Origin of the sequence: Streptantibioticus cattleyicolor NRRL 8057 = DSM 46488 (assembly GCF_000240165.1) — a bacterium.
Lineage (GTDB): Bacteria > Actinomycetota > Actinomycetes > Streptomycetales > Streptomycetaceae > Streptantibioticus > Streptantibioticus cattleyicolor.
Window position 1 is genome coordinate 1,011,655 of record NC_017585.1, and the last position, 26,807, is coordinate 1,038,461.

25 protein-coding genes and 3 pseudogenes are annotated in these 26,807 nt (G+C 72.7%); 11 read left to right on the forward strand and 17 right to left on the reverse strand.

Going from position 1 to position 26,807, the window contains the following annotated elements:
• Window positions 1-69: 69 nt before the first annotated feature.
• Entirely contained in the window at window positions 70-1,302 is a 1,233-nt protein-coding gene (locus SCATT_RS32200; RefSeq protein WP_014151167.1) for an MFS transporter, read from the reverse strand.
• Window positions 1,303-1,536: 234 nt separating this feature from the next.
• Here SCATT_RS32200 and SCATT_RS32205 point away from each other — a divergent pair.
• Window positions 1,537-1,980 (forward strand): annotated as a pseudogene (locus SCATT_RS32205) (MarR family winged helix-turn-helix transcriptional regulator); the annotation flags it as partial.
• A 189-nt stretch (window positions 1,981-2,169) separates the two neighbouring features.
• On the opposite strand, the gene SCATT_RS32210 reads toward SCATT_RS32205, so the two are convergent.
• Window positions 2,170-2,682 (reverse strand): MarR family winged helix-turn-helix transcriptional regulator, encoded by a 513-nt coding sequence (locus SCATT_RS32210; protein WP_014151165.1) that lies wholly within the window; start codon window positions 2,680-2,682, stop codon window positions 2,170-2,172.
• A gap of 76 nt (window positions 2,683-2,758) precedes the next feature.
• Between SCATT_RS32210 and SCATT_RS32215 the strand changes: the two genes are divergently transcribed.
• Window positions 2,759-3,172, forward strand: coding sequence for an organic hydroperoxide resistance protein (locus SCATT_RS32215; RefSeq protein WP_014151164.1), 414 nt, complete (start codon window positions 2,759-2,761; stop codon window positions 3,170-3,172).
• 71 nt (window positions 3,173-3,243) lie between these two features.
• Here the strand turns inward: SCATT_RS32215 and SCATT_RS40825 are convergent, their stop codons facing one another.
• The 5 genes from SCATT_RS40825 to SCATT_RS32240 all read right to left on the reverse strand — a co-directional run bounded on the left by SCATT_RS40825 (window position 3,244) and on the right by SCATT_RS32240 (window position 7,829).
• The gene (locus SCATT_RS40825; protein WP_014626959.1) at window positions 3,244-3,390 is read right to left on the reverse strand and encodes a hypothetical protein; all 147 of its coding nucleotides are present in this window, start codon (window positions 3,388-3,390) and stop codon (window positions 3,244-3,246) included.
• 185 nt (window positions 3,391-3,575) lie between these two features.
• Window positions 3,576-4,259: a M15 family metallopeptidase gene (locus SCATT_RS32225; RefSeq protein WP_014151163.1), complete on the reverse strand. Its 684-nt coding sequence runs from the start codon at window positions 4,257-4,259 to the stop codon at window positions 3,576-3,578.
• Entirely contained in the window at window positions 4,256-4,666 is a 411-nt protein-coding gene (locus SCATT_RS32230) for a hypothetical protein (RefSeq protein WP_014151162.1), read from the reverse strand. Before SCATT_RS32230 ends, SCATT_RS32225 begins: the two co-directional genes overlap by 4 nt.
• Before the next feature lie 15 nt (window positions 4,667-4,681).
• On the reverse strand, window positions 4,682-7,129 hold the full coding sequence (locus tag SCATT_RS32235) for a glycoside hydrolase domain-containing protein (protein ID WP_014151161.1): 2,448 nt from the start codon (window positions 7,127-7,129) through the stop codon (window positions 4,682-4,684).
• Between the two features lie 94 nt (window positions 7,130-7,223).
• Window positions 7,224-7,829: a helix-turn-helix domain-containing protein gene (locus SCATT_RS32240; RefSeq protein WP_014151160.1), complete on the reverse strand. Its 606-nt coding sequence runs from the start codon at window positions 7,827-7,829 to the stop codon at window positions 7,224-7,226.
• A gap of 93 nt (window positions 7,830-7,922) precedes the next feature.
• On the opposite strand from SCATT_RS32240, the gene SCATT_RS32245 reads away from it, so the two are divergent.
• On the forward strand, window positions 7,923-8,852 hold the full coding sequence (locus SCATT_RS32245) for an alpha/beta fold hydrolase (protein WP_014151159.1): 930 nt from the start codon (window positions 7,923-7,925) through the stop codon (window positions 8,850-8,852).
• Window positions 8,853-9,051: 199 nt separating this feature from the next.
• Here the strand turns inward: SCATT_RS32245 and SCATT_RS32250 are convergent, their stop codons facing one another.
• Window positions 9,052-10,791 carry a TIGR03767 family metallophosphoesterase gene (locus tag SCATT_RS32250; protein WP_014151158.1) on the reverse strand — a complete coding sequence of 580 codons (1,740 nt, stop codon included), beginning with the start codon at window positions 10,789-10,791 and terminating at the stop codon, window positions 9,052-9,054.
• Between the two features lie 271 nt (window positions 10,792-11,062).
• On the opposite strand from SCATT_RS32250, the gene SCATT_RS32255 reads away from it, so the two are divergent.
• The 3 genes from SCATT_RS32255 to SCATT_RS32265 all read left to right on the forward strand — a co-directional run bounded on the left by SCATT_RS32255 (window position 11,063) and on the right by SCATT_RS32265 (window position 14,073).
• Window positions 11,063-12,127 (forward strand): phosphatidylinositol-specific phospholipase C domain-containing protein, encoded by a 1,065-nt coding sequence (locus SCATT_RS32255; RefSeq protein ID WP_014151157.1) that lies wholly within the window; start codon window positions 11,063-11,065, stop codon window positions 12,125-12,127.
• 116 nt (window positions 12,128-12,243) lie between these two features.
• Window positions 12,244-12,840, forward strand: a complete 597-nt coding sequence (locus SCATT_RS32260; protein WP_014151156.1) for a pyridoxamine 5'-phosphate oxidase family protein — start codon at window positions 12,244-12,246, stop codon at window positions 12,838-12,840.
• A 21-nt stretch (window positions 12,841-12,861) separates the two neighbouring features.
• Window positions 12,862-14,073 (forward strand): cytochrome P450, encoded by a 1,212-nt coding sequence (locus tag SCATT_RS32265; protein ID WP_014151155.1) that lies wholly within the window; start codon window positions 12,862-12,864, stop codon window positions 14,071-14,073.
• Between the two features lie 19 nt (window positions 14,074-14,092).
• Here the strand turns inward: SCATT_RS32265 and SCATT_RS40660 are convergent.
• Window positions 14,093-15,247: pseudogene (locus tag SCATT_RS40660) on the reverse strand (MFS transporter); the annotation flags it as partial.
• Between the two features lie 98 nt (window positions 15,248-15,345).
• On the opposite strand from SCATT_RS40660, the gene SCATT_RS32275 reads away from it, so the two are divergent.
• Complete coding sequence (locus SCATT_RS32275; protein ID WP_014151153.1) at window positions 15,346-15,939, forward strand: CGNR zinc finger domain-containing protein; 594 nt, start codon at window positions 15,346-15,348, stop codon at window positions 15,937-15,939.
• Here the strand turns inward: SCATT_RS32275 and SCATT_RS32280 are convergent.
• From SCATT_RS32280 to SCATT_RS32315, 7 genes and pseudogenes are all read right to left on the reverse strand, one after another.
• A complete protein-coding gene (locus SCATT_RS32280) occupies window positions 15,929-17,152 on the reverse strand; it encodes a DUF4185 domain-containing protein (protein WP_014151152.1) in 1,224 nt (407 codons plus the stop codon). The two genes, SCATT_RS32275 and SCATT_RS32280, sit on opposite strands and share 11 nt — an antisense overlap.
• 210 nt (window positions 17,153-17,362) lie before the next feature.
• On the reverse strand, window positions 17,363-17,557 hold the full coding sequence (locus tag SCATT_RS32285) for a hypothetical protein (protein WP_014151151.1): 195 nt from the start codon (window positions 17,555-17,557) through the stop codon (window positions 17,363-17,365).
• A 61-nt stretch (window positions 17,558-17,618) separates the two neighbouring features.
• Window positions 17,619-18,389 (reverse strand): IS5/IS1182 family transposase, encoded by a 771-nt coding sequence (locus SCATT_RS32290; protein ID WP_014626964.1) that lies wholly within the window; start codon window positions 18,387-18,389, stop codon window positions 17,619-17,621.
• Between the two features lie 112 nt (window positions 18,390-18,501).
• A pseudogene (locus tag SCATT_RS37315) lies at window positions 18,502-19,249 on the reverse strand (class I SAM-dependent DNA methyltransferase).
• Window positions 19,250-19,291: 42 nt separating this feature from the next.
• On the reverse strand, window positions 19,292-20,125 hold the full coding sequence (locus tag SCATT_RS32305) for a universal stress protein (RefSeq protein WP_231904902.1): 834 nt from the start codon (window positions 20,123-20,125) through the stop codon (window positions 19,292-19,294).
• Window positions 20,126-20,251: 126 nt separating this feature from the next.
• Window positions 20,252-22,558: an MFS transporter gene (locus SCATT_RS32310; RefSeq protein ID WP_014151147.1), complete on the reverse strand. Its 2,307-nt coding sequence runs from the start codon at window positions 22,556-22,558 to the stop codon at window positions 20,252-20,254.
• A gap of 53 nt (window positions 22,559-22,611) precedes the next feature.
• The gene (locus tag SCATT_RS32315) at window positions 22,612-23,214 is read right to left on the reverse strand and encodes a TetR/AcrR family transcriptional regulator (RefSeq protein ID WP_014626965.1); all 603 of its coding nucleotides are present in this window, start codon (window positions 23,212-23,214) and stop codon (window positions 22,612-22,614) included.
• A 187-nt stretch (window positions 23,215-23,401) separates the two neighbouring features.
• On the opposite strand from SCATT_RS32315, the gene SCATT_RS32320 reads away from it, so the two are divergent.
• The 3 genes from SCATT_RS32320 to SCATT_RS32330 are packed head-to-tail and all read left to right on the forward strand — an operon-like array spanning window position 23,402 to window position 25,490.
• Window positions 23,402-24,619 (forward strand): cytochrome P450, encoded by a 1,218-nt coding sequence (locus SCATT_RS32320; protein WP_014151145.1) that lies wholly within the window; start codon window positions 23,402-23,404, stop codon window positions 24,617-24,619.
• Window positions 24,620-24,621: 2 nt separating this feature from the next.
• Complete coding sequence (locus SCATT_RS32325) at window positions 24,622-25,293, forward strand: TetR/AcrR family transcriptional regulator (RefSeq protein WP_041823628.1); 672 nt, start codon at window positions 24,622-24,624, stop codon at window positions 25,291-25,293.
• Window positions 25,290-25,490 carry a ferredoxin gene (locus SCATT_RS32330; RefSeq protein WP_014151143.1) on the forward strand — a complete coding sequence of 67 codons (201 nt, stop codon included), beginning with the start codon at window positions 25,290-25,292 and terminating at the stop codon, window positions 25,488-25,490. Before SCATT_RS32325 ends, SCATT_RS32330 begins: the two co-directional genes overlap by 4 nt.
• A gap of 32 nt (window positions 25,491-25,522) precedes the next feature.
• On the opposite strand, the gene SCATT_RS32335 is transcribed toward SCATT_RS32330, so the two are convergent.
• Window positions 25,523-25,738 carry a hypothetical protein gene (locus SCATT_RS32335; protein WP_014151142.1) on the reverse strand — a complete coding sequence of 72 codons (216 nt, stop codon included), beginning with the start codon at window positions 25,736-25,738 and terminating at the stop codon, window positions 25,523-25,525.
• 197 nt (window positions 25,739-25,935) lie between these two features.
• Between SCATT_RS32335 and mppR the strand changes: the two genes are divergently transcribed.
• Window positions 25,936-26,772 carry an enduracididine biosynthesis enzyme MppR gene (mppR, locus tag SCATT_RS32340; protein WP_014151141.1) on the forward strand — a complete coding sequence of 279 codons (837 nt, stop codon included), beginning with the start codon at window positions 25,936-25,938 and terminating at the stop codon, window positions 26,770-26,772.
• Window positions 26,773-26,807: the final 35 nt, after the last annotated feature.

Sequence of the window (26,807 nt, forward strand, 5' to 3'; positions counted from 1 at the left end):
GGTCGCGGGTGCCCGGCCGGTGCGCGGGGTTCCGCGCCGGATCCGGCCGGACGGCTACGAGGCCCGGGGTCAGTGGCGGGCGCCGGAGGTGACGGGGGTGTCGGCGGACGGCCGGGGGAGGGGCGTTCCGCCGGCGACGACGCGCTCCCCGTGGTGGCCGGCGCGGCGCTCCAGCAGGGTGGAGACCACGGCAAGGCCCAGCGCGGAGGCGGCCATCAGCGCGCCGACCCAGTTGGGCGCGGTGTAGCCGAGCCCGGCGGAGATCACCACGCCGCCCAGCCAGGCCGCCAGCGCGTTACCGGCGTTGAAGGCACCGATGTTGGCGGCCGAGGCCAGCGTCGGAGCGCCGTGCGCCTGGTCGAGGACGCGCTTCTGGAGCGGCGGCACGGTGGCGAAGCCGAGGGCGCCGACCAGGAAGACGGCGACCGCGGAGGCGATCTTGTCGTGGGCGCCGACGGTGAAGAGCGCCAGCACCACGGCGAGGCCGGTGAACGCGGTGTAGAGCATGGCCATCAGCCGCCGGTCGGCGAACTTGCCGCCGAGCAGGTTGCCGGCCACCATGCCCGCGCCGAAGAGGACCATCAGCCAGGTCACCGAGGAGTCGGCGTAGCCGGCCACCCCGGTCATCATCGGGGCGATGTAGGTGATGGCGGCGAAGACCCCGCCGAAGCCGAGCACGGTCATCGCCATGGCGAGCAGCACCTGGAGGTTCTTGAACGCCGCCAGTTCGTGGCGCAGCCGTACGCCCTGCGGCTTGGGCACGTCGGGCACCAGCTTGGCGACACCGGCCAGACCGACCACGCCGAGCGCGGCGACGACGAGGAAGGTCACCCGCCAGCCGGCGCTCTGGCCGACGAAGGTGCCCAGCGGTACGCCGACCACGTTGGCGATGGTGAGCCCGGTGAACATCATCGAGATCGCGCCCGCCTTCTTCTCCGGCGCGACCAGTTCGGCGGCGACCACCGAGCCGATGCCGAAGAAGGCGCCGTGGGCCAGCGAGGCGACGATCCGGCCGAGCAGCATCACCGCGAAGACCGGGGCCACCGCGGAGAGCACGTTGCCCACCACGAAGAGCCCCATCAGCAGCATGAGCATCCGCTTGCGGGAGATCTTGGTGCCGAGCACCGTCATCAGCGGGGCGCCGATGACGACGCCGAGCGCGTAGCCAGTGACCAGGAGGCCGGCGGTGGGCACCGAGACCCCGAAGTCGCCGGCGACCTCGGGCAGCAGGCCCATGATCAGGAATTCGGTGGTGCCGATCCCGAAGGCCCCGATCGCGAGGGCCAGGAGCGCGAGTGGCATGAGGGGTCATTCCTTCGAAGCGAGGGCGTTGGTCTTCGGCCGATCCGGCCGGGTCGGGCCGTGCGACCGGTCTGTCCGTGCGAGCAGTCAAACCGTGCGAGCCTTGCGAGCTTCCACAATAATTGTATGCGCGGGTTAATTGCAAGCGCGCTATAGTGGTCCACGCGTTACATCATGAGGAGACTGGCGACGGACGCGGACCGCCCGCCGCCCTCGGCCCGCCGGAGGGACGCCATGACCGCAACGGACCCGGCCCTGACCACCCTGGCCCACAGCTGGTGCGCGCTGACCGTGCTGCACCAGCGCATCGAGGGCCGCATAGAACGCGCGCTCCAGGCCGGACACAGGCTGAGCGTGCGCGAGTACTCACTGCTCGAAGTGCTCAGCCGGCAGCACGACGGGGAGGGCGGCCACCTCCAGATGAAGGACCTCGCGACGGCCGTCGTCCTCAGTCAGAGCGCCACCACCCGCCTGGTCAGCCGGCTGGAGGACCGCGGGCTGCTCTCCCGCTACCTGTGCCCCACCGACCGCCGCGGCATCTACACCGACGTCACCGCCGAGGGGCTGGAGTTGCTGCGGCAGGCCCGTCCGACCAACACCGCGGCGTTGCGCGCGGCGCTCGACGAGGCCGCCGGTGACCCGCACACCGCCCCCTTGGCGGCGGCGGTCGAACGGCTCCCGGACATCCCCGTCCGCGACGACCGGTCGTCACCGGCTCCGGTCACGCCCTCGGCGGCCGAGGCGCCCGTTCCCGGCGCGCGGCCCGCCCGCCGCTACCGCCGGGCGCGCCCGACCCGTACCGGCGTCCTCTCCCGGCTCGCCGCGCGCCGTCGCACTCCGAGCGCGGCCCGCTGAGCGCGCGCTCGGCTAGTCGCCGCAGACGGCCGGGGTGTCGTCGTCGACGGCCACCCCGGCCCGGGCCGCCGCGTCGAGCGCGTCGGTGACGCGTTCCAGCGTGTCGCGCAGTTCGACGGCTTCGCGGACGGTCAGTCCGGTGGTCCGGGCGACGGCGAGCGGGACGGGGGCGGCCTTCTCGCGCAGGGCGCGGCCGGCCGCGGTGAGGGTGACGATCACCGAGCGCTCGTCCTCCGGGCTGCGGTCGCGGCGGACCAGACCGGCCGCGTCGAGCCGCTTGAGCAGCGGCGAGAGCGTCCCCGAGTCCAGGCGCAGCAGCTCGCCCAGGCGCTTGACCGGCATCTCGCCGTGTTCCCACAGCGCCATCATCGCCAGGTACTGCGGATACGTCAGCCCGGTCTCCCGCAGCAGCTGCCGGTAGACGCCGCCGAAGGCGCGGGCGGCGGAGTGCAGGGCGAAGCAGATCTGCACGTCGAGCCGGAGCAGGTCGGGCGCGGATTCCTGGTGGGCTGCGGTACCGGACATGGAGACGAGTGTACTATTCAGTTGTGCGCAATTGAGTTGCGCGCAACTTAAATGCTCATCCGAAGGGAACGTCACCATGGACGCCATCTACACCGCCGCCGCCACCGCGGGCGGCCGGGACGGCCGGGCCGTCAGCTCCGACGGACACCTCGACCTGCCGCTCGCCTTCCCGCCCGCGCTCGGCGGCGACGGCGCGGGGACCAACCCCGAGCAGCTCTTCGCGGCCGGGTACGCCGCCTGCTTCGCCAGCGCGCTGGGCGCCGTCGGCCGGAGCACCCGCACCGACACCAAGGACACCCGTGTCACCGCCGAGGTCTCCATCGGCAAGGACACCGACGGCGGCTTCGGCCTCGCGGTCACCCTGCGCGTCGAACTCCCGGCGCACCTGCGGGACGAGACCGGCCGCGCCCTGGTCGAACAGGCCCACGCCTACTGCCCGTACTCCAAGGCCGTGCGCGGCAACATCCCGGTCGAACTCGTCGTCGCCTGACCGCCCGGCCGGGTACGGGTCCGTCCCGGGGCGCCCGGGGCGGACCCGTACCGCGGATCGTCCGGCGCCGGTCACCGCTCGCCGGCGTCGTCCATCATGTCCGGGAAGAAGCCGTCGTGCCGGACCTGGAACCCCTTCAGCTCCTCCCGGCCGCGCCGTGCGGACTCCGCTACGCGCTCGAAGTACTCCTCGCGCGGCGCGCCCGGCGTGAACAGCATCAGCGGTCCTCGGTGCCTTCGGGGCCATGTCCACCTTGTAGAGCCCGAACTCGCCCTGGGTGGTGGCGTGGCCGGCCAGGTAGTGGGTGGTGGTGCCGGCGGGCGAGACGATGTCCGGCGGGGTGTCGGCGGATCGGAACACCGCGCTGACCTCGCCCTCTTCGCCGTGGTACCGAGGGCCTGGGTCAGGACCTGGCCGCGTGGCGCCGGGCGAACGACCGGGCGCGGGCCTGCCGGCCGGGGTCGAAGGCGTCGGTGGCGCCCGCGCCCGCGTTGCCGGGGCCGGTGTTCCACCCGGTGATCGTCCGGGCGATCCGGGTCACCTCGCGGTGGCCCGGGGCGTAGGCGATCTCGAAGTGCGACTCCTTGGGGACGGTGAAGTCACCACCCCACGCCACCACCCCCTCCAACTCGGCGAGGATGTCGCGGACCACCGTCAACTGGGCCGGGTACAAGCCCCCCTTGACGCCCAGCGGATACGCCAGGGGTCTGATCTCGACGGCGGTGCCGGACAGGTAGTTGGACTCGTAACGGGCGCCGACCCGGCGGGAGGTGCGGTGGCCGTGGAGGTCACCGTCGCGCAGCCGGTCGATCTCGTAGTGGAAGCGGCGTGCGACGTGCAGCAGGATCGTCGCGGTGTCGCCCGCGGCGAGGCGGACGCCCTGGTCGCTCCCCTCGACGTGGAACTGCCGCGCCTCGCGCAGGATCTCCCAGCCGTTGGCGGACCGCGGACCGCTCCAGGTCCAGGTCGCGGGCCGGGCGGCGGCCGGGGCGGCGGACGCCGGGGCCGCGCCGAGGGACCCGATGGCCAGCGCACCGGCCACACCGGCGGTGGCGCTGACGAAGTGACGCCTGGACAGCTCGTTCACGCTGTGCCCTCCTTGGTTCGTCGGTCGGCGACCGCCAGCCGGACGGCCACGCCCGCGCAGACGACGGCCGCCACCGGCAGCGCCACCAGCGTGGGGTTGACCCACGCCGGCACCAGGTCGTAGGTGGCGTTGCACTTGTTGTGCAGGGGGAACCATCGCGAGGCCTCCCGCCAGTGGTCGTGCTGGTAGGCCCGGTCGTAGTCGGCGCCCGCCGCGTGGCAGGACTTCTCCCGGCTCAGCGAGGTACCCGACAGGGCACCGACGAGCCAGGTGACGCCGGTCAGGACGAGACAGAGCCCGGCCGTCCCGGCGAACCAGCCGGGCGACCTCCAGCCTCCGGTGAACAGCGGCCTGCCCCACAACCACAACACGGGCAGGGCGATGACGGCGATGACGACGAAACTCACGATGGTGACGGTGCCTCAGTGCTCGGTTCGTACGGCGGCCCGCTCCCGGGCGGCCTGGAGGTAGGTGCGCAGGTTGCGGCGGTAGGTGGCGGCCAGGCTGTTCTCCAGGCCGATGAGGGCGAGCATGCGGTCGCTGAAGCCCAGGCAGAACGAGTCCAGCTTGTCGCTGCCGCCGGGCAGGTTGATCATCACCGACGGGAGCATGGCGCCCGAGGCCATGATGAGCTTCTTGCGGGCCAGGTCCACGGTGAAGTCGTCGGCGGCGGTGAGGATGTTCCAGCAGGACTGCTTGCAGTTGTCGGCGGTCTGCCAGCGGCGGTCGAAGTTGGCACGGAAACGGTGCAGGGCGCCGCCGTTGTTGTAGTGGGCCTTGACCCAGTCGACGACGTTCTGGTTGCCCGCGACCGCCTTCGCCAGCAGGTAGCCGTCGGCGTCCTCCACCATGTCGGTGAAGCCGAAGCTGGAGACCACGGCCGGCTTGGCGAGCTTGGCGTCGCAGAACGCGTGGCCGGAGGCGTACTGGTCCTCCGAGTTCCGCCAGTCCGCGTAGAACGTCATGATGTCACCGCCCCACCCCGCGATGTCGCCGCCGGTGGCGGACTTCTTGTCGTCGGGGTCGGAGTTGACCAGGAAACCGTTGGCGGTGGCCATCAGATGGGTGGCGTCCAGTTCGTAGCCGGAGACCGGGTCCTTGAAGGAGTCCATCACCGACATGCCGCGGCTGTTGCAGTAGTCGACGAAGCCCGAGTCGTAACTGCCGGCCAGCCACCACCAGGCCATCCCCTGGTACTTCTCGTGCCGGATGTACTCCATCACCAACTGGCTGGGGTTCTTGCCGCCGCCGTAGGCCACGGCCATCCCGTACAGCTTCTCCACGTAGGCGATGAAGGCGTCGGCGGGGCCCGCGCTGTCGTTGACGGAACGGGCGCCGGGGTCGCCGCCGCTGCGCACGTCACGCCAGACGTCCCGGTCGAGGTCGAAGCTGTCGGCGCCGTTGGTGACCTTGAACTCCTTGATCTGGTTGACCGTCCAGTTGTCCGGCAGCGGGAAGCCCAGGTTGCCGGAGAAGCCCCAGGACATGCCGGAGACGAAGGAGTAGCGGGCCAGCGTCTTGCGGGTGACGTTGGTGCACACGTTGCGGGAGCCGTAGACGCCGTGGAAGTACTTCTTGCCCTGGCTCGCCAGGCCGGCCGACACGCCGTTGAAGTAGGCGACGATGCCCTGCGGCGAGCCGTCGATCTCCTCCTGCGTGGCGTCGTAGTCGCAGGCGAAATAGATGGTGGTGCCCCGGTTGAAGCCGTAGCCGGTGGCGAGCTTGTGGGCGTTGAGGGCGTGCTGGTAGCCGGTGGTGTAGGTGAAGTCGGCCAGCTGGCGGGCGTTGTCCTGGTAGATGGGGAAGACGGCCAGCCCGGAGTCGAAGATGGTCTTCAGCTCACCGGGCTTGATCTCCTTGTCGAGGGTGGACCCCGGCGGGTCGTACAGATAGCGGCCGACGATCCGGTAGCCGTTGTCGTAGAGCCACTTGCCGCGGGACGCGGTGATCTCGAAGCGGGTGTCGCAGCCGTGCGCCTCCCGGTCCGGGTCGCCCATGGAGACCAGGAGCTGGGCCCAGGTCTGGTAGTCGCCGCTGCCGCTGGTGTCGGGCAGTTGCGAGAACTTCTGGAACAACTGGACGTACTCGGTGGTCTTGGCGTCGTAGGTGTCCTTGAAGGTGGTGCGCACCTCCTGGTCGTCGAGGCCGTGGACGATGACCGGCTCGTTGAAGACGCAGGCGGCGGTGAAGAGCTGGACGAAGATGCCGGAGTCGCCCTGCTTGAGGGGGTGGGCCTTGAGCCCGGCCTGGGTGCCGGGGCCGAAGTTGCCGGTGGGGGTGAGCCCCAGCTCGTACTGGAGGGCGACCATCAGGGCCTTCTGCACGTCGCGGGAGTAGATCCCGTCGCAGGGGCCGATGTTGTAGGCGTCTTTTTGCCAGTAGCGGCCGTTGAGCCACTGCTGGATGCCGCGGATCTTGTCGGTGCCGCCGGCCACGACCACGTAGGCGTCCATGTTGAGGATGCACTTGGCGATCTTGGCGTTGATGGTGCCGTCGCCCTCGGGGATGCCCATGTTGGACCGCAGGCTCTTGACGGCCTCCCGGGTCACCCCGGTGAACCAGCCGTAGCTGTCCGGCTCGACGGCCCAGTAGCCCTTGCAGAACAGGGCGTGTTCGAGGACGGCGACGATGTTGCGGTTCTTGTCCCAGCCGAAGCCGATGTCCCCCAGGGCCGCGAACTTGGCCACGGTGGTGGGGCCGAAGGAGGCCACCACCGGATCGATGCCCAGCTCGTGCTGGAGCCCCATCACCAGCGCGTTCATGGTGGACCAGCCGGTGCGGCCGTCCTCGGGGCAGCGGACGTAGCCGTTGACGTTGCCATAGGTGGCGTTGACCCACTTCTGGGCTTCCAGGACCTTGGCGTCTGCCATGGGCGCAGCCTTTCTCCTCATGGGAAGCGGCACCGGCCACCGCATCTCGCACGGGGGGACCGAGGCCGGTGCGGTGGCCGGTGCCTGCCCGACCCTAGGAGGTCCCACTCTCCGGCCGCTCTCCGGACGACGCGACGGGCGTGTCGCCCGGTTCCCCGGCCGGTTCGCCGGATGGTCCGCCGGCCGGGAAGAGGATCGGGCTGAGCAGGTGCCGGGTGCGTCCGGCGGCCGGACCGTGCGCCATGCGCTTGAGAATCACCGCGCGCAACTCCTCGATGAACTCGGCGCGTTCGGCGGGGCTCAGCCAGACGGCGTGCTGCCGGTAGCCCACCTGGTCGGCCACGGGGTCGGCGTCCTCGCGGTCGAGATAGGCGCTGAACTCACCGAGCAACGCGGCGGTGGCGACGGCGAAGGCCCGGCGGTGGTCGTCCGGGGAGAGCGCGGCGGCGGTGTCGGCGTCCACCACCGCCCGAGCCCGGAGCAGCCGGTAACGGCGTTCCACCGCGCCGCGTACCCGCTGCTCCCCGGCGACCTGGAGCAGACCGCCGTCGGCCAGCAGACCGACGTGGCGGTAGACGGTGGCCTTGGAGACGTCAGGCAGCAGGGCGCACAACTCGGCGGTGGAGAGCGTCCGTTCACCGGCCATGGCGTGCACGATGCGCAGCCGTACCGGGTGCAGCAGGAGGTCGACGGTGTCCATGGACACACGTTCTCACATCGGATACCTTTCTCAAACATGAGAAAGGCTGGCCGCGTCAGCACCTTTGGCGCACGACCGTGAGGAACGCACCACATGAACGAGCAGTCGACGGTCACCCGACCAGGTGCCCGCACCACCCCGTCCGTTCCGCCGCTGGGACGCCACTACCAGGTGGCCGGAGGCCGGCTGATGCTGCACCGCTCCGGCACCGGCGGCCCGTCCGTTGTCTTCCTGCCCGGCGCCGGACTCGTCGGGCTGGACTACGTCAACATCCACGACCGCACGGCCGAGTTGACCACCAGCGTCCTGTACGACCGGGCGGGCACCGGCTGGAGCGACCCGGCCCCGCTGCCACGTCCGGCCGCCGACGTCGCCGCCGAACTGCGCGACCTGCTGCGCGCCGCCGCCGTCCCCGGGCCCTATCTGCTGGTGGGCCACTCACTCGGCGCCGCCTACGCCCGGCAGTACGCGTGCGCCCACCCGGACGAGGTGGCCGGACTGCTGCTGCTGGACCCGTTCCACGAGGACATGCTGGCCCGGGCGTCCGAGGAGGTACGCCGCAAGAACGCCGAGTTCTCCGCGCAGGAACCGCCCGAGCCCACCGCCGAGCAGCTGGAGCGCTCCCGCGAGGTGATCGCCCCCCTCTTCGCCGCGTGGCCGGACGCGGTCCGCGAACCGCTCGTCGAGTACCACCTCACCCGCTGGCGCACCGGGATGGACGAGAACCGCAACGTCCACGACGAGGTGGCCGGTGAGATGCGGCGGCTGACCGCCCCTCCGGACGTCCCGCTGATCGTGCTCACCGCGATGGGGCTCGACGCCACCCAGGTCGCGCTCTGGTCGGAGTCGGTCGTACGCGAGATGAACGAGGCCAAGCGCCACCTGCACGCCGGGCTCGCCGCCTCGGTACCCCGTGGCGAGCAGCGGATCCTGCCCGGCGCGGGACACGGATGGCCGCACGAGGAGGCCCCCGAGGAGGTGCTGACCGCCCTCCGCGACCTGCTGCGCGCGGCCGGCCGCTGACGTTCCCGGCCGGCCCTGCCGTCGGAAGCGAGGGCGTACCCAAACGATTGGCGCAATCGTTTGGGCAGGTCACACCCGAGTTCGTCCGCCATCCCCTGCAACGTCGCCGGACGTCCCTTGCCCGTCATATCCGCCGCACACCTCCCGGTCGCCCCGTCGTCGTCCCATTCTCGCCGACGACGGGGTGACCGCGGGCCGGTCAGCGGCCCGGTCTGGCCAGCAGCAGCTCGGTGTTGTGGTCGCCGGGCGCGCCGAGCTTGGCGGCGGGTGTGGCGTAGGGGTCGTTGTAGGACAGCTCGCGGTAGAGCGCGGCGAGGCCGGCGTTTGAGGTGTCACCGAAGTCGGTCGCGTACCGGGCGGCGGACTCGATGAGCGTGGTGAACAGCGAGAGCGTGCCGTCGCCGTTGTCGGCGACCTCGATGATGCGGGCGTGCTGCGGGTAGTCGATGTGCGAGGCGGTGTTGACCTCCCAGAACGCGCGCTCCGGCACCGGGTGGCCGTGCGGGATGATGCGGTTGGCGTGAGTGTGCCCGTTGACCCAGGCCACCACGTTGGGGTAGCGCTGGAGCAGGGAGACCAGCGCCGCGCCGTCGTGCCGCGCCTCGAACGGGTGGTAGGGGTCGGGCAGCAGGTTGCCCATGGTGCCGCTGGTGTGATGGCTGAAGACCACCAGCAACGCGTCGTCCCCGGTGCCGCGCACCACGGTGCCGTCGGTGTCGTACCAGTGGCCGCTGTGCTGCCGCAACACCCCTTCCAGCCATCTGAGTTGCGCGGTGCCCAGCGAGCCGTCGGCGAACCCGGCGCGGTTGGTGGTGTCCAGGCTGATGCCGACCACCCCGGGCGCGATGGGGAAGGTGTAGTACAGGCGCCCGCTGCTCACCGCCTCCCGGGTGAAGCCGTGGCCCATCGGCCCCGCCCCGGTGCGGGCCGGGTCGAGGTGGGCGGCGGCGAACTCGGCCGGGGTGAACGGATGGCGCCGCGCGTCGGGCGTCACCTTGCGCACGTCCCCCTTGCCCAGCAGACCGGCGAGGAGGGAGACGGCGGAGGCCGGGTCGTGGCGCAGCGCGTCGGCGAGCCGGGCCGCGTCGGCGTCGTCGCACCCCTCCAGCTTGCGGTCGCCGGTGTAGAGCGCGTTGAGCAGCCCGAGGTCCGGCAGCGAGCCCTCGATGCTGTCGTCGTGGTTGCCGATCGTGGTGTACCACGGCACCCGCAGCCCCGGCGCGGTGAACGGGCTCCCCGCGGCCGTGAGGAACCCCGGCACCTGCGGGAACCCCTTGGCCTTGTAGGCGTCCCGGTAGGCCAGCTCGGGGTTCCAGTAGGCGGCGTTGCCGGAGTTCTGCACGCCCTCGTAGGCTCGCAGGTCACCGGTGTTGGGGGTGAGGCGGCCACCGCTCATCACCGTCAGGTACCAGTCGAGTTCGACCCGCTCGTGGTTGTCGGTGTTGTCACCGGTGGCCATCACCAGGCTGAACGGGAGCCCCGTCCAGGGGCCGCCGGCCAGCGAGTTGACCCGTTCCACCAGGGAGGACGCGCCCCGCACGGTCAGCGACTCGTGCGGCCGGTAGGCGCTGTCGACGAAGCGCGCCAGGTACTCGAAGCGCACCGGCGACTCGGTGTCCACCAGGTGCAGGTCGGTGAACTGGACGAAACCGGCCAGCCCGGTGCGCCGGTCGTCGCGGCCGGGCTTCGGCGCGGCGAGGTCGTCGCGGACCACCAGAGGCCACCCCGGGCCCGCCGCCAGCCGCCGGTAGCCCCGCGTGCCGGTGGCGGTGGCGGCCTGCTCCAGCGTGGTCCCCTCGATCCGCACCGCGCGCGCCGCGGTGGCCGCCAGCGCCCGGTCGAGCGCGGACGCCGGGCCGCCGCCGTACAGGGAGAGCGCGGCACCGGCGACGGTGGCGGACGCGCCGGTGACGAAGCGGCGCCTGCTGATTGCCCCCATGAGTTCTCCCCACTCCGACGGGTCGACCAGAACTATGGCGTCCCGCGCCGTGCGGCAGCCGCCGGTCGCGCACACTACCGGCGGGTAATGCGACGGCCCACACCTGTGGGTGAACACCTCGGGAATTGTCCGGAACACTTCGGACGCGCGGGCCGCCCCGGGCCAACTCCCGCCGTCCGCACGCGTAATCGGCGGTGAAACGCGCTGCGCTTCCACGCGGCCTCCAGTACGGTGCGCGGGCCCGCTCCGACGACGACAAGGAAGAACAGGTATGCGCACCCGCATCGTCCGGCGCCTGCTGACGCCCTTACTGGCCGCCACCGCCCTGGCCGCCGCCGTCCTCACCCCGGCCGGCACCGCCTCGGCCGACGTCCCCGGCACCGCCTCGCTGGCCGCCGCCACCACCGTGGGCATCCACAACACCTACGACCAGGCCGCCTACCCCTACCTCGCCGACGCGCTGGACGCCGGGGCGTCGATGGTCGAACTCGACTCCTGGTTCAACGTCTTCACCCACAAATGGAACGTCAGCCACGGCAACCCGCTGGGCGACGACAACAACTGCGTGGCCGCCACCACCGCCGCCGGGCTGCACGGCGGCGACCGCGACCAGGACCTCGGCGCCTGCCTGGACGACATCCGCCTGTGGCTCGGCGCCCACCCCGGACACCCCCCGGTCGTGATCAAGCTGGAGCTGAAGGCCGGGTTCGACGCCACCATAGGGATGGGCCCGGCGGCCCTGGACTCCTACGTCGCCCAGCACCTCGGCGACATCGTCTTCCGCCCCGCCGACCTGCTCGCCAAGGCGGGCGGCGGCGCCTACCCCGACCTCGACACCGCCGCCCGGGCCGGCAATTGGCCCAGCCGCGCCGCGCTCGCCGGCAAGGTGATCCTGGAGGTGATCCCCGGCACCGTCGAGGAGTCCAACCCCTTCGACCACCTGTGGACCGACGTCGAGTACGCGGGCCACCTGCGCGACCTGGCCGCGGCCGGCACCCTCGGCAGCGCCCAGATCTTCCCCAGCGTCCTCGGCGCCGCCGCCGGCGACCCGCGTACCCGTTACGCCGACGCGGGGCTGCGCCCCTGGTTCGTCGTCTTCGACGGGGACGCGGCGACCTACCTCGGCGGCATCGACACCTCCTGGTACGACACCAACCACTACCTGCTCGTCATGACCGACGCGCAGAACGTCGCCCCGGCGCTGGACGACACCGCCCCGCCGGTCGACCAGGCCCGGGCCAGAGTGGCGCAACTCGCCGCCGCCCACGCCAGCGTCGTCTCCTGCGACTGGCGCGGGCTGACCACCGTCCTGCCCGAGGTGCTGCCCCGCGGCTGACCCGGCCGGGCCTGTCCCGCGACGGAGCCGGACAGGCCCGCCCGCACCCCCGCCCCGGTCGACCGGCAGGTGAGGCACCGGTGCCGGAACGGGCCGGGCGGACGATAATCGACGCCATGGGAAAGACCTACGAACGCATCGACGGAAGGCTCCGCGCATTCATCGAGGCACAGCCGATCTTCTTCACCGCCACCGCCCCGCTCTCCGGCGACGGCACGGTCAACCTCTCGCCCAAGGGCCTCACCGGCTCCTTCACGGTGCTCGACGAACACACCGTCGCCTACCTGGACTTCGCCGGCAGCAACGCCGAGACCATCGCGCACCTGCGGGAGAACGGCCGCATCACCTTGATGTGGTGCGCCTTCCAGGGCCCGCCCGACATCGTGCGGGTCCACGGCCGCGGCGAGCCGGTCTTCCGCGACGACCCGCGCTTCGAGGACCTCCTGGCCCGCTTCCCGCACCCCGACCCCGGCGCACACGGCGTCCGCGCCGTCATCGTGGTCACCGCCGAACTGATCCGCGACACCTGCGGCTACGGCGTGCCCCTCATGTCCTACGACGCCGACCGCGACCTGCACCGCAGACGCTTCGAGCGCGAGGACGACGACTCGCTGGCCCGCTACTTCGAGAAGAAGGAACACATCGCCACCAGCCTGGACGGCCTGCCCGGACTGCCGCTTCCGCTCCCGCCGCGCACCGTGCCGTCCGGCTGACGACAGGGCTAGCATCCGTCCATGGAAGCCACCGCCGTCTTCGACCCGTGGTCGCCGGAGTTCGTCGCCGACCCCTACCCGGGCTTCGCGCGGTTGCGTGAGGCCGGCCCCGTCCACTGGTTCGAGCCGTCCCGGCAGTGGCTGGTGCCACGCCACGCGGACGTACGGGCGCTGCTGCGCGACCGGCGGCTGGGCCGCACCTATCTGCACCGCTTCAGCCACGAGGAGTTCGGGCGCACCCCGCCGCCGCCGGAACACGAGCCGTTCCACGTGCTCAACGGCCACGGGCTGCTCGACCTGGAGCCGCCGGACCACACCCGCATCCGGCGCCTGGTCTCCACGGCGTTCACCCCGCGCACCGTGGAGGAGCTGGCCCCGACCGTGCGGCGGCTCGCCCGCGAACGGGTGGACGCGCTCCTCGCCGAGGGCGGCGGCGACCTGATGGCCACGGTCGCCGAACCGCTCCCGGTGGCCGTCATCGGGGAGATGCTGGGCATCCCGGCCGCCGACCGGGGCCTGCTGCGCCCCTGGTCGGCCGACATCTGCCGGATGTACGAACTCAACCCGGACGAGGAGAGCGCACGCCGCGCGGTGCGGGCGAGCGTCGAATTCTCCGACTACCTGCGGGGGTTGATCGCCCACCGGCGCACCCACCCCGGGGACGACCTGATCAGCGCGCTGATCGCGGCCCACGACGAGGGCAACCGGCTCACCGGACAGGAGATGGTCTCCACCTGCGTGCTGCTGCTCAACGCCGGCCACGAGGCCACCGTCAAGACGGTGGGCAACGGCTGGTGGGCGCTCTTCCGCGACCCCGGCCAGCTCGCCGCGCTCCGCGCCGACCACACCCTGCTGCCCGGCGCGGTCGAGGAGCTGATGCGGTATGACACCCCGTTGCAGCTCTTCGAACGCTGGGTGCTGGACGACATCGAGATCGGCGGCACCCGGATCCCCCGGGGCAGCGAGGTGGCGCTGCTGTTCGGCTCCGCCAACCACGACCCGGCCGCCTTCGCCGCCCCCGACCGGCTGGACCTCACCCGCGCCGACAACCCGCACGTCAGTCTCGGCGCCGGGATCCACTACTGCCTGGGGGCGCCGCTGGCCCGGCTGGAACTGGCCGCCGTCTTCGGCGAGTTGCTGCGTCGCGCGCCACGGATGCGGTTGCTGGCGGAGCCGGAACGGGAGGGCGGGTTCGTGATGCGGGGGGTGCGGGGGCTGCTGGTGGAGTGCTGAGCCGGCGCGTCCGGCGGGCGAGCGGCGGCTGGACGGCGGCGAGCACCAGACAGACCACGGCCGCCGCCGACCACAGGGCGGCCGGGCCCGCCAGACGCAGCAACCCGGTGCCCACCAGCGGGGCGCCGACCGCCGCGACGCCCCAGCCGAGTCCGTACACCGCCAGGTAACGGGCGCCGGCGCCGGGCGGGGCCAACTCGGCCACCAGCGCGCAGGCCGGCCCCTGCACCAGCGGCCCACTCAGGCCCCACACCACGCTCGCCGCCAGCATCGCCGCCATGGAGTGCGCCAGCGCGTACCCGGCCAGCCCCGCCGCCGCGAGCACCTGGCCGAGGGCGAGCAGCGCGGACGGCGGCAACGCGGCCAGTGGCCCGGCGCGCAGCAGGGGCTGGACGGCGACGACGGTGGCCGCCGAGACCGTGAAGAGCAACCCCGCGTCCGCCGGGCGCACACCGTGCCAGGCCAGCGACAGCGGAAGGGCCGTCATCACCTCCATGACCACCAGCGCGTACCCCGTGCCGCAGAACAGCGGGGCGAGCAGCCGCCGGCCACGCCACGGACCGCCGCCGGGCGGCCGGGGCGCGCGGTGCCGCGGACCCGCGGCGCGGTCGGGCCGGTCGGCGGGGAGGGCGAACCGGACGACGGCGGCGCAGACGGCGGACGTCAGCGCGTCGGCGACGAAGAGCGGACGCAGCCCCCAGCGGCCCAGCGCGGCGGCGAGCAGCCCGGAGCCCATGCCGCCGATCGCCGGCGCGGCGGTCAACAGGCCGTAGGCACGCACCCGTTGGGCGGCCGGCACGACATCGGCGACGAGCGCCTGGCTGGGCGGCTCGTACACCTCGAAGGCGAGGCCGAGCAGCACCGCGCAGACGGCCGCCTCCGGCAGCGTCCGCGCGGCGGCGACACCGAGCTGGGCGACGGCGCAGCCGGTCAGCCCGAGCACGATCGTCCGGCGCCGCCCGAGGCGGTCCGCGAGCCGTCCGCCGGCCAGCCGGGACGGGATCGTGGCCACCCCGAAGGCCGCCGTGACCAGCCCCGCGGTGCCGAGGTCCGCCCGCAGTCCGGTGGTGAGCAGCACGGTGAGGAACGCCAACGAGAACGCCCCGAGCTGGTTGACACCCCGGGCCACCAGCAGCGGCCACAGGGCCCGGGGCAGCCGTCCGTCACGCGTCATCGTCCCCCCCCGTATCCCGTCACCGACGAACCGGATATCGTCGGTGACGAACGCTAGGGGTGGCGGAGGTAACTGGTCAAGTGTTGTTCGACAGTCACATGGCGGTGCTGCTGGACGCGGCCGTCTCCCTCGTCAACGCGCTCACCGACGGCGCGGCGCGCGGCAAGCCGTACACCGCGCCACGCGGCGCACAGCTGCCCGGCGCCGTCGCCGCCGCGCTGGACGTCCCGGCCGCCGACCGGCACCTGCTCGGCCACGAGCAGTCACGCCAACTCGCCGACACCGCGGCGCGGTTGCGTGTCGTCTTCGAAGCCGTGCAGGCCGGCCGGCTCGACGACGCGGCCGGCACCCTCAACGCGCTGCTGCGTTCCACCGGGGCCCGCCCGCAACTGGACCGCGCCACCGGCGAGCCCTGGCAGGTGCACTTCCACGGCGCCGACGACTCCCTCGCCGTGGGGTGGGGCGCCGGCTGCGCCACCGGGCTCGCCATGCTGATCGGCGGCGGCCTCGCCGGCCGGCTCGGCGTCTGCCAGGCGGTGCGCTGCGACCGGGTCTACGTCGACACCTCACGCAACGCCGCCCGCCAGTTCTGCGGCACGGCCTGCCAGTCCCGCGCCAAGACCGCCGCCTTCCGGGCCCGCCGGGCCGGACGCGCCGAGCCCGGCGGCACCGCGGATGCGATCAGGGGTTGATGCCGTCGAACTGGAGGACCCAGTAGGGCGGTTGGTTCTGCTTGCCGTTCCACTGCGAGACCATCAGGGTCAGCGAGGTGGCGCTGGCGCTGCCCGGGTGGATGTAACCGCCGTAGAGGTAGGGCACCTGAGGCTTGCCCCAGTGGCTCGCCGGCCAGGTGTTGTTGCCGACGATCTGCGGCGTGGGCGCGCTCCACACGGCGTCCGGGCGGGGCGCGGTGCGCGTGCAGATCGAGTAGTCCTGCACGTCGAAGTAGCTCATGCAGTAGGTGTTGCCGATCCGCTTGACGGAGAACTCGCCGATGTTGTTCCCGGACAGGATGACCGACGGCGGGGCGGCCGTGGTCCACTGCCAGGAGCCGTTGAGATACGCCCAGTTCTGCTGGGCGCCGAAGTTCCCGGCGCGGAAGTCGTCCGGGCGGATGCGGAACAGCTGGATCGCCCCGCCGTCGGCGGTGTTGACGTGACTGCCGTTCCAGCGCTTGGAGAAGATGTACAGCCAGCCGTCCGGGTCGATGCCCGCGAACGACCACATCCCGTACAGCGACTGGTTGACCCCCTTGGTGTCACCGGCCCAGTGGTACGGGTAGTCCTGCCAGGTCACGCCGTAGTCGTCGGAGTAGGCGACGCCGGACATCAGCGAGCCGTCGTAGCCGGCCGGCGGCGTCCAGGTGGCCACCGAGGTGTACTGGATGTAGGTGCGCCCGCCGAACTCGATGCAGTCGTTGGGGATCCGGCTGAACTCCCAGCCGTACCCGTTGTCCTGCTGGTGCCGGTAGTCGAAGAGCTGCCCGGCGTGGCCGCCGGTGGGCATCGCCCAGGTGAACGAGATCGGGGTCGCCCCGGAGGCGTCGAAGTTCGCCTGGTTGAGCATCACCGGCGAGCCGATGTAGGTACCGGTCTGCTGGATGCCGGTCCACGAGTCGCCGAAGACGTAGCCCCAGCTGTTGTCGTGTTCCCGGAAGTAGGGGATGCCCAGGTCCCCGGAGCCCAGGCCCTGCTGGGACGCGGAGTCGCCGGGCTGGTCGCACAGCGAGGTGCCGCTCTGGTACAGCGGTGCCCTGGGCGCGCGGGTCCGGGCGGCGGCGGGGGTGGCGCCGAGCAGCCCGGTGCCCAGCGCCAGGCCCATGCCTGCCTTCAACGCCGTGCGGCGGCTGGTCGTCCGGGGCTCCGGCGGCGTCGTGCGGCGTTCCGGCTGCGATGAGGTCGACATCGGCGGGTCCTCTCCTTGGGGGGTCGGTCTCGGGACTCGGAACACACCACCGCCCGCCGACCGGCACCGAGGCCCGTCCGGCCCACGACATCCCCCCTGTCCCCTCGCCGACCGGACGCTACGGAGACGGTGCGCGGCGCCGCTGGGACATCACGGCCGGATGGCCGAAACCCCCGCGCACAACGGCCGGTTCGGCCCTCTTGCGTGAGCCTAGGTGCGGGCCGGAGTCCGGTGCGGCGGACCGGCCGGGTCGGGTTCGGCCGCGCAGCCGGGGTCGTCGTACAGACACGTCTCCCGGCCGTCGGCGAGCAGATGGATGTGCCGGCCCGCCGCGTGCGCCGCGGCGATGTCCGCCTCGGTCACCGGATCGCTCAGCAGGCACACGAGACCGTCCAGGGAATCCATCTCCGTAAGGGCTGTCCCGTAAATGATCTCTGACGGGTCTGGTGGCCTGCTGGTTTCTGCGTCACCCGGCAAGGACGAGGTTGTGCAGGCGGGCGATGCCGAGCATGGCGTGCTGGACGCCGTCGCCCTTCAGCCGGCAGTCGCGAAGGATCTTCCAGCCCTTCATCCGGGCGAAGACGTGCTCTACACGGGCGCGGACTTTGCGGTGGGAGGCGTTGTGCTCCTCCTTCCATTCCGGGAGTTCGGTCTGGCCCTTCTCGCGGCGGTGCGGGATGACCAGGCCGGTGCCCCGGTAGCCGCCATCTGCGATGACCGTGGTCTTGCCGACGGCGTCTTTCGCGCCGGACAGCTCCCACGCCTTGCAGTCGTTGCGGTTGCCTGCGACTGGTCGGCCGACCGCGACGACGAGCCGGGTGTCGGCGTCGATGACGACCTGGTGGTTGGTGGAGTACCGGTAGTTCTTGGACTGCTCGGCGATGGTGTGGTCACGGGTGGGAACGAGGGTGCCGTCCACGATGAGCACGGTGTCCTTGCGGAACCGCTTGCGCTGCTGGAGCGCGAGCGCGGGCCCGAGGTGGTCGATGATGCGGTCGGCCGCCGACTTGGACACCCCGAACAGCGGGGCCAGTTGGCGCAGGGTCAGGTTCGTCCGCCAGTACGCGGCGATCAGGAGCACGCGGTCCTCCAGCGGCAGGCTCCATGGCCGACCCTTGCGCACCGGGTCCACACCCTCACGCCGGAGCGCGGTGATCAGCTTGCCGAACTGGCGCGGGCTCAGCCCAGTGAACGGGGCTATCCAGGAGGGCTCAGACGCCGTGATCACACCAGACACAGCCAGATCATCTCACCCGTGACCAGCAGTTACGGGACAGCCCTTAGCCTGGCACGAAGCGGGCCGGACCCGCAGGGGAACACGCGCGTCCGCACGCTCCCCACGGGGCGGGTCACGCGGCGGGCTTCTCCCACACCGACACGTGCTTGCGGCTCTCCCCGGTGAACGGCGCCCGCGACCAGTCCTCCCACCGGTGCCGCAGACGCATCCCGGCCAGCCGCGCCATCAGGTCCAGCTCGGCGGGCCAGACGTAACGGAACGGCACCGACCGGTGTTCGGCGCGGCCGTCGCGGATCGTCAGATGGTGCGAGGTCATCGCCTGCGTGGCGGGGTCGTAGGTGTCGAACCCCCACCGGACCGGACCGGTGCGGAACGGCACCGCGGTCTGCCCGGGCGGCAGCAGGCGCAACTCCGGCACCCCGACCTCGACGATGAAGCAGCCGCCCGGGCGCAGATGGGCGGCGGCGTTGGCGAAGCAGGCGACCTGGGCGTCCTGCGACGTCAGGTTGTTGATCGTGTTGTACACCAGATACGCCAGCGAGAACGGGCCCGGCACCCGCGTCGTGGCGAAGTCGCCGACCGTCACGCCGACGGCGTCACCACCGGGTTTGGCAGGTCGTGCGCAGCCGGGCGACCATGGCGCGGGAGAGGTCGATGCCGTGCACCGCGACCCCGCGCCGGGCCAGCGGCAGGGCGATCCGCCCGGTGCCGACGCCGAACTCCAGCGCCCGGCCGTCCCCGGCCAGCTCGGCGAGCACGCCGGCCACCGGCTCCACCGCCTCCGGCCGGAACGTCTCCGCCTCCGAGGTGTCGTAACGCGCCGCGACGGCCTCGCCGAAGTACCCGTCCTCGTCCTCCATGAGCGCCGACCGTACGCCCGACTCGGCGGCGTGGCACGCGATTTACCGCGGCAGCGGGACGACGGCCACCGGGCAGCGCGCGTGGTGCAGGAGCGCGTGGGTGACGGCGCCGAGGTGGCCGTGGCGGCGGCGGGAGCCGAGGACGAGGAGGTCGGCGGCGTCCGCCGCGTGCAGCAGGGCGGGGGCCGCGGGGCCGGGCACCGCGTCCGCGCCGACCTCGGTGTCCGGGGCGGTGTCCGCAAGGCCCGCGGTGACGCTCGCCAGGAGTGCCTGCGCCCGTTGCTGGGCCCGGCCCGGGTCGAGGACCACCGAGATCCCGGAGAAGTCCACGTCCGGCTGCCAGGCGTGGACGACCTGGAGGACGGCGGACCGGGCGCGGGCCTGCTGGGCGGCGAACTCGGCGGCGGGCCCGGGGAACTCGTGGGTGCCGACGCCGAGGACGACCCGGCCGCGCGGGGGCGGCGGCTCCTCACCCCGCACCACGACCACGGGGAAGTCGGCCCGCGAGGTCACCCGCAACGTCACCGACCCCACCAGCAGCCCCTCGAAGCCGCCGTGTCCGCGCGACCCCATCACCAGCAGGGCCGCCTCGGACCCGGCGGCCAGCAGCGCCGGAACGGTCTCGTCGCCGATCACCTCGGTGCCGACCGTCACCTCCGGCCGGCGGGACGACGCGTGGGCGGCGAAGTCGGAGGCGAGCCGCCGGGCGGCCAGCCGGGCCCGCGCGAAGTCGTCGTCCTCGCCCTCGTACCGTTCCCACAACGAGGCGTGGACCACGCGCAGCGGCACCCCGCGCCGCGCGGCCTCGTCCGCCGCCCACTCCACGGCCCGGCGCGAGGGTTCCGAGCCGTCCACCGCCACCGCCACATGCGTCACCTGAACACACCGTTCCTCTCCGGGCGCCGACGGCCGGCCGCTCCGCCCGTCCCCGTGCCCGTCTACCCGGCGGGCACGGGGACGCCTCCGCGGACACCCTGAACGGCGGCAGGGCGGGGCCGGGCGCTACTCGTGGGCGAGCCACACCTCCAGGTCGTCCCGGCCGGTGCCGTCCACGGTGACCTGGGTGGCCACCGCCGGGTAGCCGCTGGCCACCAGGGTGTATTCACTGTGGGCGAGGTCGGCGAAGGCGTAGCCGCCGTCCTCCGGGGTGATCCGGGTGTCGACGGTGGTGCCGTTGGCGTCCAGCAGGGCGACCCGGGCCTGCGGCACCGGCCGCCCGGCGGGGTCGCGGACCGTGCCGTGCAGCCGCGCGCCGACCGGCAGTTGGACGTCGAGGACGACCGGGTCCACCCCGTCCACCGTGGTCTGCGCGGCGGCGGGCCGGTGGCCGGCCGCGTTGACGGCGACGGTGTAGTCACCCGGCACCAGGCCGGGGACGTGGTACTCCCCGCTGTCGCCGGTGGTGACGGAGGCCGCCACCTCACCGTGCGCGTCGGCCACCACGACCAGGGCCCGCGCGACCGGGGCGCCCTCGGCCCGTACCGTTCCGGACAGGGTGCCGTTGCCGGCGAGCACCAGGTCGGCCTCGGCGCCGGTCTCGCCGACGGCGAGCGTGACGACACCGGGCCGGCGGCCGACGGAGGAACCCACCAGCACGTACTGTCCGGGGGCCGGACGGGCGACGGCGTACCGGCCGTCCGGCGCGGCGGTGGCGTGGCCGAGCTGACGGCCCCGCTGGTCGACGAGGGTCACCACGGCACCCGGCACCGGGGCCCCGGAGGCGTCGAGCACCCGGCCGCCGACCACCGGGCCGGACGCGGGCGGCGGGGTGACCGTCGGGGCGGGGGTCCGCTCGGTGGCCGCCGGAGCGGGGGTGGGAGCGGTGGCGACGGGGCGGCCCCTGCGGTAGACGAGCACCGCGACGACCAGCCCGACGGCGAAGAACCCGGCCGCCCAGGCGTAGGCGGTGGCGTAGCTGTGCAGGGCGGCGTGGCCGGCCAGGTCGGCCGTGCCGAGGTGGTTCCTGGCGTAGTCGGTCGCCGCGGTGGCGGCCAGGGTGTTGAAGAGCGCGGTGCCGATCGAACCGCCCACCTGCTGCATGGTGTTGACGGTGGCGGAGGCCACGCCCTGGTCCTCACCGGCCACGCCGAGGGTGGCCAGGCTCATCGCCGGGGGCATCACCATGCCGAGGCCGACGCCGAGCAGCAGCAGCGGCGGCAGCACGTGCGCGGCGTACGAGCTGTGCAGGCCGAGCGCGGTCAGCCACACCATGCCGCCGGCCGCCAGCGCCATCCCGACCGGTACCACCGGCTTGGGGCCCAGCCGGGGGACCAGCATGTTGGTGGAGACCTGTGCCATCACCATCAGCGCGCCGACCATCGGCAGGAAGGAGAGCCCGGTCTTCACCGGGGTGTAGCCGAGCGTGACCTCCAGGTAGTACGTCAGGAAGAGGAAGACCCCGAACATCCCGGCGCCGGAGATGAACACGGACACGTACGAACCGGCGCGGTTGCGGTCGGCCAGCACGCGCAGCGGCAGCAGTGGGTGGACGGCCCGCGTCTGCCACCAGGTGAACAGCGCCAGCAGCACGCCGCCGGCGGCCAGGAACGCCCAGCACATCCAGTTGCCCCAGCCGTGCGTCTCGGCGTTGGAGAAGCCGAAGACCACGGCGAACAGTCCGCCCGCGACCAGCACGGTGCCGAGCACGTCCAGCTTGGGCCGGGCGACCGGGGCGCCACGGCGGACGAAGACGGCGGCGCCGGCGATGGCGAAGACCGCGATGACCACGTTGACGTAGAGCGTCCAGCGCCAGTTGAGGTGCTCGGTGAGCAGGCCGCCGAGCAGCAGGCCGATGGCACCGCCGGAGCCGGCGATGGCACCGAAGATGCCGAACGCCTTGGCGCGTTCCTTGGCGTCGGTGAACGTGGTGGTCAGCAGCGACATCGCGGACGGCGCCAGCAGCGCGCCGAAGAGCCCCTGCAACGCGCGGGCCACCACCAGCATGGTGAACCCGTTGGCGGCGCCGCCGAGGGCGGAGGCGGCACCGAAGCCGGCCAGCGCGATCAGCAAGGTGGTGCGCCGCCCGATCAGGTCGGCGAGGCGTCCGCCGAGCAGCAGCAGGCTGCCGAAGGCGAGCGAGTAGGCGGTGACGATCCACTGCCGGCCGTCGTTGGAGAAGCCCAGGTCGTGCTGGGCGGACGGCAGGGCGATGTTGACGATGGTGGCGTCCAGCACCACCATCAGCTGGGCGAGGCCGATCACGGCCAGCGTCCACCAGCGGTGCCGGGATACGGGTGCGGGCCCGCGGGCGGACGCGGTGGCCGCCGGGGCGTCGGAGCCGACGGATATGTCGACCGGTGCGGCGTGCATGGGGGTGGTTCTCCTGTTCCTGGTCTTCCTCACCGGTTGGTCCGGGACGGCGGTCACCGGCGCGTGAGCACCGGCAGCACCACGGCGTCGAGAAAGCGCTGGAGGTAGTCGGTGTCGGCGTCGAGCTGCTCGATGAGCGGGCGGGCGAAGACGGCGCCGCTGAGCAGATGGGGTACGAAGGCGGCGGCCGGGGCGTCGGCGGCGACCTCACCGCGTGCCACGGCCCGCGCCAGCAGGGTCCCGATGAGGTCGATCTCCGGCTGCACCAGGGTCTCCCGCAGCGCCTCGGCCAGGTCGGCGTTCCTGGGCACGGCGGGCGCGACGGCCCGTATCAGCCGGACGTCCTTCTTGGCCTCGCCCAGCCGGCGGGCCAGCTCGTGGAGGTCGCCGTGGAGCGAACCGGTGTCCACGTCGTCCAGGCTGAACGGCCGGCCGTGCCGCATCGCGGCGGCGACCAGCCGGGGCTTGCCCTGCCACTGCCGGTAGAGCGTCGCCTTGCTGCATTTGCAGCGCGCCGCCACCGCGTCCATGGTCAGCAGGTCGTACCCGTCCTCCCGGAGCAGGTCGAGCACCGCCTCGTACAACTCGGCCTCACGCTGCGGAGTCAGCCGGGTGCGACGGGTCGCGGGTGCCGTTGTCTCGGGCGTCGGGGTCACGTTCGTCCTATCGAATCGAAACCGTTTCGTACGCCCATAAGGTAAACGCTGTCGTTTCGAAACGCAAACGTTTCGCTGGAGGCAGGGTCAACTCCGGTGCCGATTAAGGCAGTTGCTTGACTTAGGGACCGGAGCGCGGGTTGGCTGGGCCCCGGTACATTCGCACCGGCGTACGAAGGAGAACGCAGTGAGCGAGGTCCAGGACGCGGAGACGTTGCGCTACCCGCTGGCCGGCCCGGCGGCGCTGGAGCCGCCGGAGGAGTGGGCACGGCTGTGGGAGGGGTGCCCGGTGGCGCGCGTCACGCTGCCCAGCGGCGACGAGGCGACGCTGCTCACCCGGTACGCGGACGTACGGCTGGCACTCTCCGACCCCCGGCTCAGCCGTGAAGGGTTGCAGCGGCCCGACGCGGCCCGGGTCGCGGCCGACGACTCGGGCGGTGTCTTCACCGGAGAGATGGCCAGGGCGCTCAACGACGAGGGGCACGAGCGGTGGCGCCGGATGGTCGGCAAGTGGTTCACCGCCAAGCGGATGGTGGCGCTGCGGCCCGGCATCGAGGAGACCGCCGAGCGGCTGATCGACGCCATGGTGGCACCCGGCGGCCCCGCCGACCTCGTCGCCCACCTGGCCTTCCCGCTGCCGGTGCTGGTCATCTGCGACATGCTCGGCGTCCCGGACGGCGACCGGGACGACTTCAAGCACTGGTCCGACGCCTTCCTCAATCTGACCCGCTACACCCGCGACGAACTCGCCACCGCCCAGCGGGAGTTCACCGCCTACATGGCCGCGCTCCTCGCGGCCAAGCGCACCCGCCCCGGCGACGACCTGCTCAGCCGGCTGCTCACTTCCACCGACGCCGACGGCGCGCCGATGTCCGAACGCGCGCTGGTCGCCACCGGCCAGGCACTGCTGCTCGCCGGACACGAGACCACCGCCGGCTTCATCGCCAAGACGGTGGCCCACCTGCTGGCCGACCGGCGGCGCTGGGAACGCCTGCTCGCCGACCCGGCACTGGTGCGCACGGCCGTCGAGGAGGCGCTGCGCTTCGACCCCAACAACGGCTTCGGCATGCTGCGTTACGTCCACGAGGACGTCGAGATACCCAGCGGCACGCTCACCCGCGGCACCACCGTGGTGTGCAGCATGCAGGCGGCCAACCGGGACGAGACCGCCTTCGCGGACGCCGGCGGGATGGACCTGGGCCGCACCCCCAACCCGCATCTGACCTTCGGCTCCGGCGCCCACTCCTGCCTCGGCCAGCCGCTGGCCCGCACCGAACTGCAAGCGGTGCTCCACGTACTGCTGCGCCGGCTGCCCACCCTGGAACTCGCCACCGACCCGGGCGCGTTGCGCGGCGTCGAGGGGCTGCTCACCACCCCGCTGCGCGAACTGCCGGTGCGGTGGTGAACATGGCGGGCCGCACCGTCCGCGCCGACCGGGCGGCCGGGACCCGGGAGGCCATCATGACCGCCGCCGAACGGCTCTTCGCCGAACACGGCCTGGTCGCGGTCTCCAGCCGGCAGATCAGCGAAGCCGCCGGCCAGGGCAACAACACCGCCGTCGGCTACCACTTCGGCGGCAAGACCGAACTCGTCCGCGCCATCATGCGCCGGCACACCGAACCCATCGAGGACATCCGCCGCGCGATGCTCGCCCGCACCGCCGACAGCGCGGAACTACGGGACTGGGTCGCCTGCCTGGTACGCCCCGTCCCCGTCCACCTGGCCACCCTCGGCACCCCCTCCTGGTACGCGCGCTGCGCCGTCCAGATCATGACCGACCCCATGACGCGTGCCATGGTCACCGACGAGGCCCTCACCCGCGACACACTGCGCCGCACCGTGGACGGCCTCGACCGCTGCCTGGCCGCCCTGCCCGAACGCGTCCGGGCCGAACGCGGCGAGATGGCCCGCCACTTGATCATTCACACCTGCGCCGAACGGGAACGCGCCCTCGCCGAAGGCACCGGCGCCCTCCAGCCCTCCTGGGAGGAGACCGCCACCTCCCTGACCGACGCCATCACCGGACTGCTGCTCGCCCCCGTCACCCCCCGCCCCGCACCGAAGGAGAACCGCCCGTGAGGATCACCGTCGACGAGGAGAAGTGCTGCGGCGCCGGCCAGTGCGTGCTGCTCGCCCCCGATGTCTTCGACCAGCGTGACGAGGACGGCGTCGTCGTGCTGCTGGACGCGGCCCCGGACGCCTCGCTGCACCCCGTGGTGCGCGAGGCGGCCACGGTCTGCCCGGCCGCCGCGATACACCTGGACGAGGAGGGCTGACGCGAACCCGGCACGGGCGTGCGCGAGCCGCGTCACTCGCGCGCGCCCCAGCTCCCCGGGCCGCCGCCGTGCCACTCGATCTGCTCGGCGTCCTCCAGCCGGACGCGTTCCGGGTCGAGCCCCGCCCGCCGCAGGAAGTCCAGCACGTCGGCCCGGCAGTACGCCAGGCCCACCGTCTCGTGGCCCACCCACACCCGCCGGCCACCGTCGGCCGCCGGCGGATCCACGATCACCCGCAACGCCTCCATACCCCCAGCATCCCCGGCCGCGCCGCCCGGCGCGCGCGGAGCGGTGCCGTGCGGTGCCCGCACGGTCGCCGGGTGTGTTCCCCGCCGGGCATGGACCCGGTGGCGGCGGGTATGTCATCCACCACCCACCAGGCCCGTACGTCTTCCGCCAGGCTCCTGGAGGTCAGGAACCGCCGACACCCGCTGGGAGAACGCAGATGCCCCCGACCGTCCCCGTGCCCCCCGCCCCCGAGGCCGACGGACACGGCCCGCACGGCTACAGCCTCCCGCTCTCCCCGTCGGGACGCGCCGCGATGCTCACCCCGCCGCCGTGGCACTTCTCCGGCGAGATCACCATGGTCGACTACCGGGTCGACCCGGACGCCGCCGCCCGCTTCCTGCCGCCCGGCCTCACCCTCGGCCCCGACCCCGGCGCCGCCGCGGCGGTCTTCGCCACCTGGCAGTGGTGTTCCGACTCCGGCGCGGAACTGACCGACCCGTCCCGCAGCCAGTTCTCCGAATTCCTCATCCTGCTCGGCTGCGCCTACCGGGACGAGGCGATGGCACGGTGCCCGTACGCCTGGGTCGACCAGGCCGTGCCGCTGGTACGCGGCTGGGTGCAGGGGATGCCCAAACAGTACGGCGCCGTCCACCAGACCAGGCACGGACTGCCCGGACGGGCCGGCTCGCGCAGGCAGGAGAACGGGCTGTTCGCCGGCGCCCTGTCCGTGCACGGCAGACGGGTGGTCGAGGCATCGGTGACCCTCACCGCACCGGCGCCGAACCCCCCGCGCCTGCACACCGTCCCCCTGGTGCACAGCCTGGTCACCCCGCCCTGGACCACCCCGGACCCCCGCCCCGCCCCCCTGTCCGCCTCCCACGTCACCGACGTCGAGTTCGCCGACATCTGGACCGGCACCGCCCAACTCCGCTTCCTCGACACCCCCGACGACGACTTCGCCACGCTGGCCCCCGTCGAGGTCGGGGCCGGCCATGTCTTCTCGTACGCCGAGACGCTGGTGTCCGGCCGGGAGTTGCCGACGGGGGAGGGGTGACCGGGGGCCGCGCGACGGCCCCGGCTCCCCCGCGG

Excerpts from the sequence above, each read along its gene's own strand:
- SCATT_RS32255 (WP_014151157.1), top strand. The coding sequence starts at position 11,063 with ATGCGCACCCGCATCGTCCGGCGCCTGCTGACGCCCTTACTGGCCGCC.
- SCATT_RS32260 (WP_014151156.1), top strand. The coding sequence starts at position 12,244 with ATGGGAAAGACCTACGAACGCATCGACGGAAGGCTCCGCGCATTCATC.
- SCATT_RS32240 (WP_014151160.1), bottom strand. The coding sequence starts at position 7,829 with ATGGACACCGTCGACCTCCTGCTGCACCCGGTACGGCTGCGCATCGTG.
- SCATT_RS32250 (WP_014151158.1), bottom strand. The coding sequence starts at position 10,791 with ATGGGGGCAATCAGCAGGCGCCGCTTCGTCACCGGCGCGTCCGCCACC.
- mppR (WP_014151141.1), top strand. The coding sequence starts at position 25,936 with ATGCCCCCGACCGTCCCCGTGCCCCCCGCCCCCGAGGCCGACGGACAC.
- SCATT_RS40825 (WP_014626959.1), bottom strand. The coding sequence starts at position 3,390 with ATGCTGTTCACGCCGGGCGCGCCGCGCGAGGAGTACTTCGAGCGCGTA.
- SCATT_RS32310 (WP_014151147.1), bottom strand. The coding sequence starts at position 22,558 with ATGCACGCCGCACCGGTCGACATATCCGTCGGCTCCGACGCCCCGGCG.
- SCATT_RS32335 (WP_014151142.1), bottom strand. The coding sequence starts at position 25,738 with ATGGAGGCGTTGCGGGTGATCGTGGATCCGCCGGCGGCCGACGGTGGC.
- SCATT_RS32245 (WP_014151159.1), top strand. The coding sequence starts at position 7,923 with ATGAACGAGCAGTCGACGGTCACCCGACCAGGTGCCCGCACCACCCCG.
- SCATT_RS32210 (WP_014151165.1), bottom strand. The coding sequence starts at position 2,682 with ATGTCCGGTACCGCAGCCCACCAGGAATCCGCGCCCGACCTGCTCCGG.
- SCATT_RS32265 (WP_014151155.1), top strand. The coding sequence starts at position 12,862 with ATGGAAGCCACCGCCGTCTTCGACCCGTGGTCGCCGGAGTTCGTCGCC.
- SCATT_RS32285 (WP_014151151.1), bottom strand. The coding sequence starts at position 17,557 with ATGGATTCCCTGGACGGTCTCGTGTGCCTGCTGAGCGATCCGGTGACC.
- SCATT_RS32275 (WP_014151153.1), top strand. The coding sequence starts at position 15,346 with ATGGCGGTGCTGCTGGACGCGGCCGTCTCCCTCGTCAACGCGCTCACC.
- SCATT_RS32200 (WP_014151167.1), bottom strand. The coding sequence starts at position 1,302 with ATGCCACTCGCGCTCCTGGCCCTCGCGATCGGGGCCTTCGGGATCGGC.
- SCATT_RS32235 (WP_014151161.1), bottom strand. The coding sequence starts at position 7,129 with ATGGCAGACGCCAAGGTCCTGGAAGCCCAGAAGTGGGTCAACGCCACC.
- SCATT_RS32280 (WP_014151152.1), bottom strand. The coding sequence starts at position 17,152 with ATGTCGACCTCATCGCAGCCGGAACGCCGCACGACGCCGCCGGAGCCC.
- SCATT_RS32325 (WP_041823628.1), top strand. The coding sequence starts at position 24,622 with ATGGCGGGCCGCACCGTCCGCGCCGACCGGGCGGCCGGGACCCGGGAG.
- SCATT_RS32215 (WP_014151164.1), top strand. The coding sequence starts at position 2,759 with ATGGACGCCATCTACACCGCCGCCGCCACCGCGGGCGGCCGGGACGGC.